Source organism: Saccharothrix sp. (assembly GCF_031180885.1).
Classification (GTDB): Bacteria; Actinomycetota; Actinomycetes; order Mycobacteriales; family Pseudonocardiaceae; genus Actinosynnema.
On sequence record NZ_JAPSLK010000002.1, the window covers coordinates 138,744 to 152,325 of the forward strand.

The 13,582-nt window shown below is 74.3% G+C and carries 7 protein-coding genes; 1 reads left to right on the top strand and 6 read right to left on the bottom strand.

The genetic code is table 11. The features are described 5' to 3' along the window. Window positions 1-16: 16 nt before the first annotated feature. The 5 genes from RIN75_RS04915 to RIN75_RS04935 all read right to left on the bottom strand — a co-directional run bounded on the left by RIN75_RS04915 (window position 17) and on the right by RIN75_RS04935 (window position 12,122). Entirely contained in the window at window positions 17-1,834 is a 1,818-nt protein-coding gene (locus tag RIN75_RS04915; RefSeq protein ID WP_309110553.1) for a hypothetical protein, read from the bottom strand. Beyond that, window positions 1,831-5,223: a DUF5682 family protein gene (locus RIN75_RS04920; RefSeq protein ID WP_309110554.1), complete on the bottom strand. Its 3,393-nt coding sequence runs from the start codon at window positions 5,221-5,223 to the stop codon at window positions 1,831-1,833. The genes RIN75_RS04915 and RIN75_RS04920 overlap by 4 nt, the downstream gene beginning before the upstream one ends. A 100-nt stretch (window positions 5,224-5,323) precedes the next feature. Then, window positions 5,324-6,466, bottom strand: coding sequence for an AAA family ATPase (locus RIN75_RS04925; protein WP_309110555.1), 1,143 nt, complete (start codon window positions 6,464-6,466; stop codon window positions 5,324-5,326). Further along, complete coding sequence (locus RIN75_RS04930; protein WP_309110556.1) at window positions 6,463-11,277, bottom strand: hypothetical protein; 4,815 nt, start codon at window positions 11,275-11,277, stop codon at window positions 6,463-6,465. Before RIN75_RS04930 ends, RIN75_RS04925 begins: the two co-directional genes overlap by 4 nt. After that, window positions 11,274-12,122, bottom strand: a complete 849-nt coding sequence (locus tag RIN75_RS04935) for a DUF4132 domain-containing protein (RefSeq protein WP_309110557.1) — start codon at window positions 12,120-12,122, stop codon at window positions 11,274-11,276. The genes RIN75_RS04930 and RIN75_RS04935 overlap by 4 nt, the downstream gene beginning before the upstream one ends. Window positions 12,123-12,264: 142 nt before the next feature. Here RIN75_RS04935 and RIN75_RS04940 point away from each other — a divergent pair, with 142 nt between their 5' ends. Further along, the gene (locus RIN75_RS04940; RefSeq protein ID WP_309110558.1) at window positions 12,265-12,660 is read left to right on the top strand and encodes an MmcQ/YjbR family DNA-binding protein; all 396 of its coding nucleotides are present in this window, start codon (window positions 12,265-12,267) and stop codon (window positions 12,658-12,660) included. Window positions 12,661-12,665: 5 nt separating this feature from the next. Here the strand turns inward: RIN75_RS04940 and RIN75_RS04945 are convergent, their stop codons facing one another. Continuing rightward, window positions 12,666-13,535: an alpha/beta hydrolase gene (locus RIN75_RS04945; RefSeq protein WP_309110559.1), complete on the bottom strand. Its 870-nt coding sequence runs from the start codon at window positions 13,533-13,535 to the stop codon at window positions 12,666-12,668. Between the last annotated feature and the right edge of the window lie 47 nt (window positions 13,536-13,582).

Below are 13,582 nucleotides of genomic sequence, written 5' to 3' on the forward strand. Positions count from 1 at the left end.
CGCGTCCAGGTGTTGATCAGCCGACCACCTCCAACCAGGCCTGACGGGCGACGGCGCGGGTGAACTCGCGGACGTGGACGCCGGCTCGGAGCCAGGCGGTGGGGAAGGCTTCGGTGTTGTCCTGGACGGCTCGGCCGAAGGCGTCTCGTTCGCGGTCTCGGGAGGTGGTGGCGAGGTCGGTGAGGAGGGCGGCGGTGGTGGTGAGGCCGGTGCCGGCCAAGGACTTCGCTGCTCTGGCGGTGGAAGGTGGGGTGGCGGCTGGGCGGCCGCCGAGGGTGATGCGGTGGAGGACGTTCGAGAGCGGGTGCAGAGGGGTGGGGATGTGGTGTGGGAGGGGGTTGAGGGTGGGGGTGGGGGTGAGGGGGTGGTTCAGGTGGCTTGGTTGTAGGTGGTCCAGGGAGAGGTCGGCGTGGTTGTTGAGATCTGTGGGGAGCGTTAGGGCGCCGGAGACGGCCAGGGCGGTGGCGGTGCCGGGGGTGTCGAGGGTGGGGCGGGCGATGACGCGGAGGGGGAGGCCGGGGGCCTTGGCGAGGACGCGGAGGTTTTCCCTGGTGGTGTCGTCGTCGCCGGTCAGGTCGAGGGTGCCGTGAGCGGTCTTGAGGCGCAGGGCGTGGGCGGCTGGGCCTTCTACGGTGCCCTCGGCGAACAGGAGGGTTGGCGGGCGGTGGGTTTCCGGGAGGGACAGGGCGGCGAAGGCGGCGGTGATCTGGTCGGCCAGGGGCCGGGACCAGAGGGTGGTCAGGGGTGGGGCGTCCCAGGTGGCGCCGGAGGCTGCTACGGCGCGGACCTGTTTGCCGGCGCCCAGGCGGTGGTCGGCGGAGGCGGTGCCGCCGGACAGGAGCAGGCCCGCCCGGCCCAGGGCGCGGTGGGTGAGGCCGGATTCGCCGATCGCGACCGGGCCGTTGGCGGCGGCGGACACGCGTTCTTGGCCGCCGGGGAGGATCGACGGGACGGTCCACAGGGTGCCGGTGTCGTCCACCAGGTGGGTGACGACGCCGCCGTAGCCCGATGTGGTGACGACGGCTTCGGTGCACAGCCCGTACAGGCGCAGCGAACCGATGGGGCGGTACTCGCGTCTGGCGGTGCCGCGCAGGGCGGTGGTGGCGGTGGGCGTGGTGCGGAGGTCGTGGCAGAGCAGCATCAGGTCGACGAGTTCGGCGGCGAGGATCTCGCGGTCGAAGGAGGAGTCGCCGGATTGGCAGGCCGCCAGGGCGGCTGCGATGCGCAGGCCGGTGGCGGAGGCGCGGTGCAGGCCGGCTACCCGGGCGGTGTGCACGGCTCGCAGCAGTTCGGCTCGGACGACCGCGCCGCTGCCGGTCGCGCCGGCCCGCAGGATCGTCGAGCAGGCTTCCCACAGCGATGTCGCGGCGGCACGTTCGGCGGGGCCCACTTCGACCGGGGTTTCCGGGGCCAGGCTGGTCACCACGACGGGAGGGCCTGCGGCGGCATCGGGTTGAGCGGGTGAAGTGGGCGCGGAGTCGGGTGGAGTTTCGGTGGGATCAGGCGAGAGGTCGGCGGTATCGGCGGCAGGGTCTTCCGAATCCAGGGCGGAGTCGTGGATCGGGGCGGCGGAGACGGCAATGCCTCGGTGGAGGCATTTGGGGGCCAGTAGGCAGCTGCACGTGAGGTCGGTTGCGTCGGTGAGGACGCCGTCGTGCAGGGTCCAGGTGAGGGTGGTTTCGGGGTCCAGTTCGGCGCGGGCCTGCTCGGGGGTTGTCGTGATCTCCCAGGTCGACGCGCGGTCCAGGGAGGTGTCGACGCGTTTGCGCAGGCGGGGCGGGAGGGTGTCCAGGACGTCGGCCACCACCGCGGGGGCCACCGGGGGCAGGGTCACGACCGCACCTTCTCCCCCACCCAGCGGGCCAGTTCCTGCGGGCTCAGCGCCGCCACCGGCATGCCGGCCGCGACCAGCGCGCCCGCGACGGACGTCGAGTACCGCGCCTTCCCGGTGTCGTCGAGGCTCGCGCAGCCCAGCACGGTCACGCCCGACGCGACCAGCTCCCGCACCTGCGCCACGAGGGAACCCACCGGGCCGCCCTCCTCGAAGTCGCTGACCAGCACCACCATCGTCCGTTCCGGAACGGTCACCAGGGAACGGGCGTGCCGCAACGCGCCCGCGATGTGCGTGCCGCCGCCGACCCGCACCTCCAGCAGCAGGGACAACGGGTCGGCGACCCGGTCGGTGAGGTCGACGACCTCGGTCGAGAACGCCAGGAAGTGCGTCGTCAGCGCGGGCACACCGGCGAACACCGCAGCGGTCAGCGCGGACCAGACCGTGGACGCCTCCATGGAGCCGGACACGTCCACCACCAGCACCAGCCGCCAGTCACTCGCCTTGCGACCGCGGGTGCGGAACACCGGGCGCTCGGGCACGACCAGGACCCGGCCGTCGTCGGTGCGGCGGGCGGTGGCGAGGTTCGCCCGGAGGGTGCGCGGGAGGTCGAGGCGTCCGCCCGGGCGTCTGGTGGGGATGGGCAGTTGGATGCCGGTCAGCGCGGGGCGCACGCGGTTGGCGAGTTGGGCGGTCAGTTCCTTCACGAGGCGCGCTACCAGCGGGCGGAGGCGGGCCAGTGCTTGTTCGGACAGGCCGCCGGCGAGGGACAGCACCGTGCGCAGGAGTTCGACGGAGGGTCGGACGGACTCCGGGTCGATCGCCATCGCCGCTTCGATGCGACCGCCTTCGGCTGCGGCGGCGAGGACTTCCTCGCGGACCCGTTCGCCGAACAGGTCCGCCAGTTCCTCGGACCACTCGCGGACGTCGGGGAAGGGAGCGGACCGGTCCGCGCCGAGGTCGCCGCGCTGGGCGCCTTCGCCCCGGTCCTGGCCGTACAGCTCGTCGAGGGCGGCGGCGAAGCGGGCCGCGCCGGGCGGGCGTTCGCCGCGGGAGCCGAGCACCAACCGCCACCGCACGATCGTCGGCAGGGCACCGGGGACATCGGCCGCGAGTGGGGCTGGGGTGGTTTGGGCCGGGGTCGTGGTGTCTACAAAGGACGGTGGTTCGCCCAGTCGGTGCGAGCGCAGGGATTCCAGGGCGGCAAGTTCGGCGTTGAGCCAGACTGCCAGCACCTCGGGGTCGGGTGCGCCGGGCACGTCCACGCGGTCGCCGGTGCGTTCCTCGACGACCGCGAGTACGCGTGATCGAGCTGCCGGGCCGACCGTGGTGAAAGCGCCGCGCAGTGCGGGGAGGCGGTCCAGGAAGTCCTGGTCGGGTAGGGCGGTTACGCGGTCCAGCAAGGGGGTCAGGGCCTCGGGGGTTTCCAGGAGGGGGCTGGCGGCGGCCAGGACGCCGGTGAGGCCTTGGCGCAGGACGGTTCGGCGTTCGGGAGTGGTCGCGTTGTCGATCCACGAGGCCACGCGTTCGCCCAGGTCCTGGGGTTTGGCCAAGCCCAGCAGGACGCGGGCGGCGCCGGCGGCGCCGGCGATCATGGGCACGCCGTCGTCGGACAGGCGGCGCAGTGCGGACGCCAGGCGCAGGCCGGTGCCGTGGGTGTCGTGGCGCCGGCCCAGTTCGACCAGGGCGTGGGCGTCGGCCGGGTCCTCTGAGCCTGCCAGGCCGTCGAGTTGGGCGACGGCGGCGGTTTCCAGTTCGCGGACCAGCAAGGGGTGCGCGGCCAGGACGTCCGGGGGTGTGCCGGGGATGTGGCCTGCGGCCAGGCGGTCCAGCAGGGCCAACGCGGTGAGCAGGTCGTTCAGGGTGCCGGCGGATGGGAGGACGGTGGCGGTGTCGGTCAGGACGTCGCCGACCACGTCGGGCAAACCGCAGCGGGCGGCGTCGAGGAGGTCGGTCAGGATCTCGGCCGGGGTGTGGCCGCCGCGCTGCTCTCGTTCGGCGCGCCGGGCGCGGAGGCGTCCGCGGGCTGCCAGGGGCAGGGTTGCGCCCCACATGCCCGCGACCGGCAGGGTCGCGGCGGTCGCCGGGGTCCACGCGGCGGTCCACCGGGTGGTCAGGGCGTCGCCGCCGCCCACGCCCGTGGTGGCGGTCTCCTCGGCGTAGGAGACGCCCAGGACGGCCAGTCGGCGGAGCGCGATCTCGCGGCGGGCGTCCAAAGTGGACCGGAGTGGGTCCAGGCGCAGGTCCGCGGGGTCGCGGGTGCCGGGGAGGCGCAGGTCCGCCAGGAGGTCTTCGACGGCCGGGGCCAGGCCCGAGCGCGGGGTGCCCGGAGCGAGCACGCCCGTGCGGTGCCCGATCAGGACGTCACCGGCGGCGCGCGCGACGACCCGGCCGCGCCCGAGCGGTTCGGCGTGGGTCAGCACGGACTGGACCGCCTCCACCACCTCGCCCCGGCCGGGCGCGGGCAGGCCGCGCAGGCGGGCCAGGTCGACCGCCATCCGCAGCGCTTCCCGCGCCTCGCCGGGACCGGCCGGGTGGCCCAGTTCCCGCACCCGGGCGCAGATCCGGACGATGAACGCGGCGGCGGCGGACTCGATCGCGGCCGGGTCTCCCCCGGCCTCGAACACGGCCTGCTGCCACTCCGGGTCGCGGATGCCCGCCGGGTAGCCGGACCGTTCGTCGAGCAACGAGAACCCGTAGGGCACCAGGGATGTCACCAGGTCGGACTTTTCGTCCGCTGTGGACTCTCCGGAGGCGGGTTCGAGCAGCGCCGCCGCGTGGAACGAGCCGACCACCGCGACGCAGCGCCGGTCGCCGACGCCGGCCACGGCCTGCCGCATCCACGCTTCCCGCCGCAGGTCGAACGGGTCCACGCCGGGACCGTCCGCGGCGTCGCGGCGCAGCGCCCAGCCGACGAGCAGGGCGGCCCGCCGGACCGCCTCGGACGTCTGGCCGGGCGCGGCGGCCTCGACCAGGCGGTCCCACAGGTCGTCGCCGTCGCGACCGGTCACGGCGCGGCGGAGTGCGTCGGCCAGTGGTGTGCCGCCGCCGGCGGTCGACGTGTGGCCGGCACCGCGCAGGGCCAAGGGCAGGTCGCAGGTGCGGACCTCCACGCCGTGCGCGAACGCCCACCGGACCGCCGCCAACTCGGGTGAGAAGTCGGCGAACGGGTAGAACGCCAGGCCGCTGCCGTCGCGGTGCGCGCCCGACAGCGCCACCGGGGCGGTCAGGCCGGGGTCGGCCAGGTGGGGCAGCCACGAGCCGAGTTCCTCGGGGAGTTCGACCAGCAGCACCTCGGGGTCGGCCGCCGAGAGCAGGTCGGGCATGACGGCGGCCAGGGCGGGCGAGTGGTGCCGCACGCCGATGAGGGTCGGCGTGCGGTGCTCGGCCAAGCGGGTGGCGAATCCGCGCGCATCGGTGGAGTCCGGCGATCCGGTGGGACCGCGGGACTCGTCGCCGGCGTGTGGCCCGGGGGCAGCGGGCGAGGTGGGGTCAGGCGTCGAGGACATCGCGGAGTTCCCAGAGTCGTCGCCACGTGCGGGCGCCGCCTTCGGCTCGGCGGCGGACCGCGCCGTCCCAGTAGCCCAGGAGTTTGGCTGCGTCGGACGGGTCGTCCTTGCGGACCACGCCCAGGAGGTGGCCGGGCAGCAGGGACAGAGGGTCGCGGTCGCCGGGGAAGTACGCGTCGGACAGGCCCAGGGCGGTCGCCACCGAGACCGCCTCGGCCGTGCTCATCACGGTGGAAGGGCGCTCGACCGCCCAGCCTTCCTCCGACACGCCGTTGCGCAGGTCCCGGAACGCCGTGACCAGCACCTCCAACACCACGTCGTCCACCGCGAACGGCGCCCGCGCCCGCTCCAACGCCGCCGTCGCCTGCCGGCGCACCAGTTCGGTCTCCGCCGCGAGCGACCCGATCGGGCCGACCGCCTCGAAGTTGAACCGGCGCTTGAGAGCCGCGGACATCTCCGACACGCCCCGGTCGCGCAGGTTCGCGGTCGCGATCACGGTGAACCCGGGCGCCGCGTGCACGGCTTCGCTGTCGGTGCCGGACAGCTCGGGCACGGCGATCCGGCGGTCGGACAGGATCGACACCAGCGCGTCCTGCACCTCCGGCAGGCAGCGGGTGACCTCCTCGACCCGGACCACACCGCCATTGCGCATCGCGTTCATGACCGGCGAAGGCACCAAGGCGCGTGGGGTTGGGCCCTCGGCCAGCAGGAGGGCGTAGTTCCAGCCGTAGCGGAGCTGGTCCTCGGTGGTGCCCGCGGTGCCCTGGACGACGAGTTGGCTGCTGCCCGACACGGCCGCGGCCAGCAGTTCGGACAGCATGGACTTCGCCGTGCCCGGTTCGCCGACCAGCAGCAGGCCGCGTTCGCCCGCGAGCGTCACCACCGCCCGCTCCACCAGGGCTCGCTCCCCCACGAACTTCGGGCTGACCACCAGCCGGGACGGCAGCCCGTCGACCGGCTTGGGCAGCGCCAGCGCGTCACCGCCGCTGCCCATGGCGAACGTGACCACCGCGCGCGGGGTGAGCCGCCAGCCCGGCGGGCGGGGGCCGTCGTCGTAGGCGGCGAGGAACGCCAGTTCCTCGCGGTAGGCGTCCTCGGCCGGTTCGATCTGCCGTGCGGCGGTCACCGTCGTCCTCCGGTCTTCAGCTCTTCGTAGGCGGGGGCGTCGCCGTCGAGCACGCGCTGCCAGGCGCGGGCGAACAGGTCGGCGACGGGTTCGCGGGGCACGACCACCCCGGTGGGGTGCGCGGTGAAGCCGAACATGGGCGCCTTCCACGACTCCAGCGGCAGATGCGGCTTCGACAGCGCGAGCCACCCGCCGGGCAGGAACAGCGACCGCCCCGCCCGGGCGCGCTTCGCGGTCAGCACCAGGTCCGTCACGGCCAGCGCCTCGCGGGCCTTGCGCAGCCGGGCGGGCTTCCACCCGGTCCAGCGCACCACGTTGGCGTCGGTCGGGTCCGGCAGCGCCAGCAGTTGCAGGTACAGCACGGCGGCGTCCTCGGGCAGACCCGTCTTCACCGCCACCTCCGCCACCAGCTCCGGCACGGACACCATCGGGTCCTGGAAGTACGCGTCCGGGTCCGCGTCGGCGCGGGCCGCGCACGCCGCGGCGAACGACTCGGCGCCCACCAGGTCCAGCGCGGTCGCCACGTCCTGCGCGTAGCCCAGCTCGGCGATCGCCGCCAGCTCCTGCCGGTCGCCCGGCCCGACCAGGCTCAGGTGCGCGATCGCCTTGCTGTACTCGTCGTTGACCCGGACCACGTGCAGCCACGGCCGGGCCTGGACGACCTCCTGCTCCGCCGGCGCCGCGACCCCCAGCAACGCGTGCAGCGGCTTGGTCTCCATCCAGTTGCTGATCTCGACCGCGAACCCGGGGTGCGCGACCCGCTGCCGCACCAGGTCCAGCGCCACCGGCAGGGCCGACCGCAGCGGCGAGGCCGCCGGCAGCCGGTAGGCCAGCCACGCCAGCACGTCGGGCACGGCGCGCAGCGCGGTGGCGCCGAAGCCCTCGGGGTGGCGGGCCACCAGGGACCCGGCCTCCAGCCGCATGTCCCGGTCCACGGTGAGCCACGGCGTGGTCTCCGGGTTGACCACCCCGGTCACGTACTCGCCGCTGGAGCGGATCGGCAGCGCCACCGAGTCGGCCAACACGTCGTCGGGCACCGGGCGGCGCACGCCCATCTCGGCGATCCACACCTCCGCCACCGCCGCCACGTCCGGCCCGCTGGTCCACAGGTCGGCCGGGTCGGCGGGCAGGGCCGCCGCGAGCAGCCGCCGCCGGAACGCGTCGTCGAGCGCGCGCAGCCGTTCCTTCGCGGTCTTCGCGCCCGCCGCCGAAAGCTCCAGCAGCTTGCGCTCGGCCGTGCCGAGGTAGGTGGACTGCCACGCGTCCACGCCGGGCATCCCGGCCAGCAGCACGGTCGACTCGGCCGTGCCCAGGCCGGTGCGCGCGGCGAAGTCGGCCACCGCGGCCGGGAACCACGGTGCGGGGCCGCGTTCGGCGAGCACCGCCAGGAACCGCCGGATGCGTTCGGACCCGAACGACGAGTCGACGTCCTGCGCGAACTCCAGCGTCCAGTCGCGGGGCAGCTCGAACCGGCCCGGGGTCGCCGCGTACTGGATGCCGTCGTACCGGTTGTCCGCGTTGTACCGCCAGTTCTCGTGGTACACGGCCAGGAACCCGCCGGGCACGGGCGTGACGCGGTGCTTGGGGTTCGCCGCGCCCTCGGGCACGACCGCCCCGACCAGCCGCCAGTGCCCCGGCGCGTCGGTGAGCCCGTGGTCGGCGACCGAGCGCAGGAGCAGGACCAGCGCATCCCGGTGTTCCGGCGGGGTCAGCGGGGACGCGGCGCGGTGGGCGAGCGCGGCCAGGTCCGGCAGCCACAGCCACCACCACGTGCGGCTGTGCTCGCCCAGTTCACGACCGGCGGGTGCGGTCTCCGCCGCCACGGCGGCCAGTTCGGCGACCTGCTTGGGCACGCGGGTCTCCACCGTGCCGGTGCTGCCCGAGGCCGAGTTGAACCACGACAGGGCCGCGCTCACCGCCTCCTCGGTGACCATCGGGCCGCGTGGCGCGAACACCGACGTGTCGACCGCGCGGGCGAGTTCGGCGATCTCGCCGTAGCGGCGGTAGCGGACCAGCAGGTCGGCCGCCCGGCGCACCAGCTCCACCACGCCCGCCAGCAGACCCGGGTGGGTCAGGCCGGGCAGGTGCCGCAGGACCGCGCGGACCAGTTCGTGGTCGTGGTCGCCGCGCGCGAAGGCGGCCAGCCGCTCCGACCGGCCGCGGGCGTCGGCGGGCGCGTCCAGGGCGGCGGCGAGCACGGCGTCCACGGCCTCGCGGGGCACCGCCCGCAACGCCGCCGAACCGGCCTCGTCGCGCGGCTTGAGCACGTGCCACCAGTCCAGCGGCGGGACCAGCGGCGTGCCGGCGGCGAACCGCTGGAGGGTCGCCTCCGCCTTCACGTCACCCAGTTCCACGCCGTGCTCGTCGTACAGGTCGACCGACGCGAGGCCGCCGACCAGGTCGAGCCGCCCGCCGCCGGGCAGCCGCAGCGAGCCGACCGGGTTGGCCCGGTCCGGCGCGGCCAGCCGGACGCGCCGCCCGTCGACGCCCTCGCCGACCGCCGCGCCGTCGGCCTCGCGGCGCACCCGCCAGCCGTGCAGGCCGTCCGCGACACCGAGCGGGCTGTGCAGGGTGGCCGGGACGGCGGGCCGCAGGTCGCAGTCGTCGAACGCGATGGTGGTGCCGTCTGCGGCGAAGTCCTCCAGGAACCGGGGCTGGCTCTCGCGCCCGTGCTCACCCGTCGCCGGGTCGACCTCCCGCCAGCGCAGCGCCCGCTCGCCCCACGCGTAGGTCCACAGCGACGTGCCGTCGCTGTACGCCCGGTGCGGCTCGGCCAGCTTGGTGTCGCCCGGACGCGCGGCCCGGCGGCCCGCGAAGCGGGACCCGTCGGCCAGCTTGATGGACGCGCGCGGCACGCCGTGGCTGCCGTAGTAGACGCCCGCCCCGGTCCGCGGGTCGAAGACGTGGTCCGGGGCGTCGCTCCAGTACGCGCGCTCGCCCTCCTGGCCCTGCCAGCGCACCAGCAGGACGCCGTCGAACCAGGCCGCGGTGGGCGAGAACGCCCAGCGGTGGCGGTCGTGGGCGGGGATGCGGGACACGTGCTCCAGCAGGATGCCCTCCGGCCCGACCACGACGAAGTTCTCACCCCGCCGCAGCACCAGCGCGGGCCAACCCTCGCCGCACATCGTGACGTCCTCGTCCTTGGGCCCGCCCGGGCCGCGCAGCTTGGCGACGGCCTCCTCCAGCGCGGGCCAGCCCAGCTCGTCGACCAGGCCGGCGCGCAGGGTCGCGTGCAGCGCCGCGCCCACGTCGGTGGCGGCCAACGCCTCGGCCGCCTCCGGGACGTCGGCGAACGCCTCCGGCAGGGCCACCACGGCGAGGTCGTCCAGGTGCCGGCCCAGCGCGGGCAGGCCCTGCGCGGACCGCCCGGCGCGCGCGGAGATCCAGTGCCGCAACGCGATCCGCAGCCCCGGCACGGACAGCGCGCCCACCAGCACCTCGGGCGCGACCGACGCCTTCTGCCGCACGTTGCGCAGGTAGGACAGCAAACCTTCGCCCAGCCCGGTCACGAACCGCTCCGACCCGGCCAGCGCCGCCAGGTCGCGCCGGCCCGGGTTCTCGTCGGTCAGCCAGCCGTGCACGTACAGCTCGACGTCCTCGCGTTCGCCTTCAGCGATCGGCACGCCCCGCGCCACCATCAGGTCGAGCAGGTCCAGCTCGCCCTGCCGCCACCCGCGCAGCGCGCGGACCGGCTTGCCCTCGGCCGCCAACCGGTCGGCCATGGCCTCGACCAGTTCCAGCAACGCCTCGGACCGGCCGTGCTCGCGCCACCCGCCGGACCGGACCGAGAGCACCGACGACAGCCACTCGGCGGCGTCGGCCGCGCCACCGGGCTCGATCAGCTCCCGCGTGGCGCCGCAGGCGCCCAGGATCTCCAGCCAGGTGTCCACTGTGGACGCCGAGGCGGGCACGAACGTGAGCAGTTGCGCCCGCACGGTGGCGTCGGCCGTGGCCAGGCGGATCAACGAGTCACGGTAGGACTTCCAGAACGACGCCGTGGCGCGGCTGACCGCCGTGCTCTCCAACACCGCCCGCAGCAGGCGCTCGTCCTCGGCGCGCAGGTCGCGCTTGGCCGCCTTGGCCAGCCGGCGCAGGTCCTCCGGCATCCCCGTGTACGGCGGCAGACCGCCCTTGGTGCGCTCCACGCACAGCGTGAGGAACAGCTCGTAGGCCGCCTCGGCGTCGTGCTTGCGCGCCAAGCCCTTCGCGTGCGCGGACAGCGCCTTGGCGGTCAACGCACCGGCGAACGCGAACTCCAGGAACACCTCCCGGGTGCGCTCCGGGTCGACGGCGAGGTCGTGCACCTCCTCCGCCTCGCGCGCCTTGCCGAACATGGTGGCCGCGTAGGTCTGGTTGCCGTGCTCCAGGAAGATCCGGCCCGCCTGCTCGTAGAACGTGGGCAGGAAGTGCGGCGCGGAACGGCCCAGCATGTCGCCCAGCGCGGTGAACCCGTCCTTCGCCGCGCCCGCCCGGGACTTCGCCACCCGCGCCAGCCGCTCGACCTCCTTGACCAGGTTGAGCGCGTGGTGGGCGTTCTTCGGGTCGTTGACCAGCGCCCACGCCGGGAAGCCCAGCGCGCTCCGCCTGCCGGTGCCCACCTCGGCGACCCGCGCGGGTTCGGCGAACCCGAGGAACTCGCACGTGAGGTCCTCGGCCCGGCCCAGGACCGCGGGCACCAGCCGGACCACGACCCGGTCCTCCAGCGCCGGGTGCGCGTAGTGCCGCGCGGTGACCGTGTCCCGGTCCTCACCGGCCACGCCGATGCCCGGCAGCACGGCGCCGGCCGCGATGAGTGCCTTGTCGGTGCTCATGATGCGACTGCCTCCTCGACGACCCGGCCGGCGTGGATCGCCGACGCCATCCGCATGCCCTCCGACCACGCCACCGGCCCGACCTCGGCCAGCGGCACGGTGGTGCCGTTCTCCAGCGCCCAGCTCAGGTCGCCGGTCCACGTCTCGCCCTCGGGGTAGTCCGACCCGATCCAGAACCGGGCCTCCACCACCCGGCCGCCCTCGAACGCCGAGTACACCGCGTCGCCGCCGCGCACCGGGTAGCCCAATGTGCGGCACCGGCCCAGCGCGTGGTTGAGCTGCTCGAACTTCCCGCCGGAGAAGTCGTTGACGGTGTTGCGCGCGGGCGGCACGGCCGGCTTGGCGAAGGTCTGCCGGAACAGCTGCTGCACCTTCTGCTCGACGCCCAGCTCGGCGCCGAACTCGCGCAGTTCTTCCAAATCTTCCAACAGGACCGGGTGCGGTACGGTCACCGTCTCGGGCTTGCGGCGCACCGTGTCACCGTCGAGCGTGACCACGCCCAGCCCGCGCTGGGCGTCGGCGTCGCGCAGGAACCCGACCTCGCCGTCGGCCACCACCACCAGGTCGCGCAGCACCGCGGCCCACGCCGCGTCCGCCCAGACCTCGGCCAGCAGCGCCACCGGCACCGGCAGCGACCGCACCATCCAGCGGTCCACCGCGGCCAGGCACTCGGCCTCGTGCCGCGCCAGCCACTCGGCCAGTTGGCGCAACTGAACCACCTGCGGATCGTCCTTGATGGACGAAGGCACCGACGACAGCACCTTGCCCTTGGCGTTGCGGCACTGGACGCGCCCGCCCTCACCCAGCCGCACCTGATACCCGGCAGCGGCGTCCAGCCAGCCCACGGCTCCTCCAACCAGTCGATCACAACTCGATGGCGGGAGGTTAGCGACGAGCACCGACAAAAACGGATCACTCCGGGGCAAAGCAATCCCGCCGTGATCGAAGCGGGCAGTATCGTCGCAGCTCCGAGACGAGGGGGACGCGGTGGCGGACTACGCCGAGGTGCCGGACGAGGTGCTGGAGCGGCTGCGGGCGGTGTGCTCCGCGCTGCCGGAGGTGGTCGAGGAGCGGGCGTGGCGCGGCACCCGCTGGCGGGTGGGGCAACGCGCGTTCGCGCACGTGCTGGAGGTCGAGGAAGGGCGTCCGAAGTCCTACGCCGAGGCGTCCGGGCTGGACGACGGCAGCGTGCTGACGTTCCGCGCGGAGGGCGGTGAACTGGCCGCGCTGTCCAACGCGCCGCACCCGTTCTTCAAGCCCGCGTGGGCGACCAACGTGGTGGGCGTGGTCCTCGACGCCGACACCGACTGGGAGGAGGTCGCGGAACTGCTCGTCGAGAGCTACCGCGTGTCGGCTCCCAAGCGTCTGAAAGCGTTGCTGTAGCGCACTTAAGGCGCGTCGAGGAACTCCAGCACCCGTGCCACGACCTCACGGGGACGGTCCTCGGGGACGAAGTGCGCCGCGCCGGGCACCGGCACCAGCTCCAGGTCGTCCGCCTTGTCCTCGTGCCAGTGGATGAGCCTCGGCGCCACAACGGGATCGTCGGTGCCCAACAGCACGCGTGTGGGCGTCTTCAAGTGGGCCTTCTTGTAGGCACCGGTGAGGATGCGCATCGACTCGGGCGTGATCAGCTTCCGGTACAGCTTCGCGCCCGCCTTGGCGCGGGCCGGGTCGCGGAGGCGTTCGAGGTAGATCTCGATGTCCGCGGGGTTGAAGGCGCCGGGCGCGGAGTAGTTCGTCAGCAGGTACTGCGGCAGTCCGCCGTGGCGCAGCAGCCACGGCCCCACGCCGGGCGCGAGCAGCGCGAGCTGGTAGGAGGCGTGCCGCAGCGCGCCGAGCATCCGCCGGTCGAAGTCGATGAACGGGGGCGGCACGCCGACGGCGACGAAGCGCCGGAACCGGTCCGGGTCCTCCAGGCACATGCGGAAGACGACGATCGCCGGCCAGTCGTGCGCGACCACGTCCACCCGGCCCGGGCCGAGCGTGTCGAGCAGGGCCAGCAGGTCCTCGCGCAGGGTCTCGTAGTCGTAGCCGCGGGGCGGCGCGTCGGTCCAGCCGGCGCCCCGCAGGTCCGGGCAGACCACCCGGCGCCGCCCGGCCAGGCCCGGGACGACCTTGCGCCACTCCCACCAGTGCTGGGGGAAGCCGTGCAGCAGCAGAACGGGGTCTCCGTCACCGGCCTCGGCCACGTGCGCGCGCAGCCCCGGGAGGTCGAGGAAGCGGTGGGAGACGCCCTCAAGAGCGGGAAACTCCACCATTGGCCAATGGTACTACGATCATAGTAGGTTGTCACTACGTTTATAGT

Excerpts from the sequence above, each read along its gene's own strand:
- RIN75_RS04945 (WP_309110559.1), bottom strand. The coding sequence starts at position 13,535 with ATGGTGGAGTTTCCCGCTCTTGAGGGCGTCTCCCACCGCTTCCTCGAC.
- RIN75_RS04930 (WP_309110556.1), bottom strand. The coding sequence starts at position 11,277 with ATGAGCACCGACAAGGCACTCATCGCGGCCGGCGCCGTGCTGCCGGGC.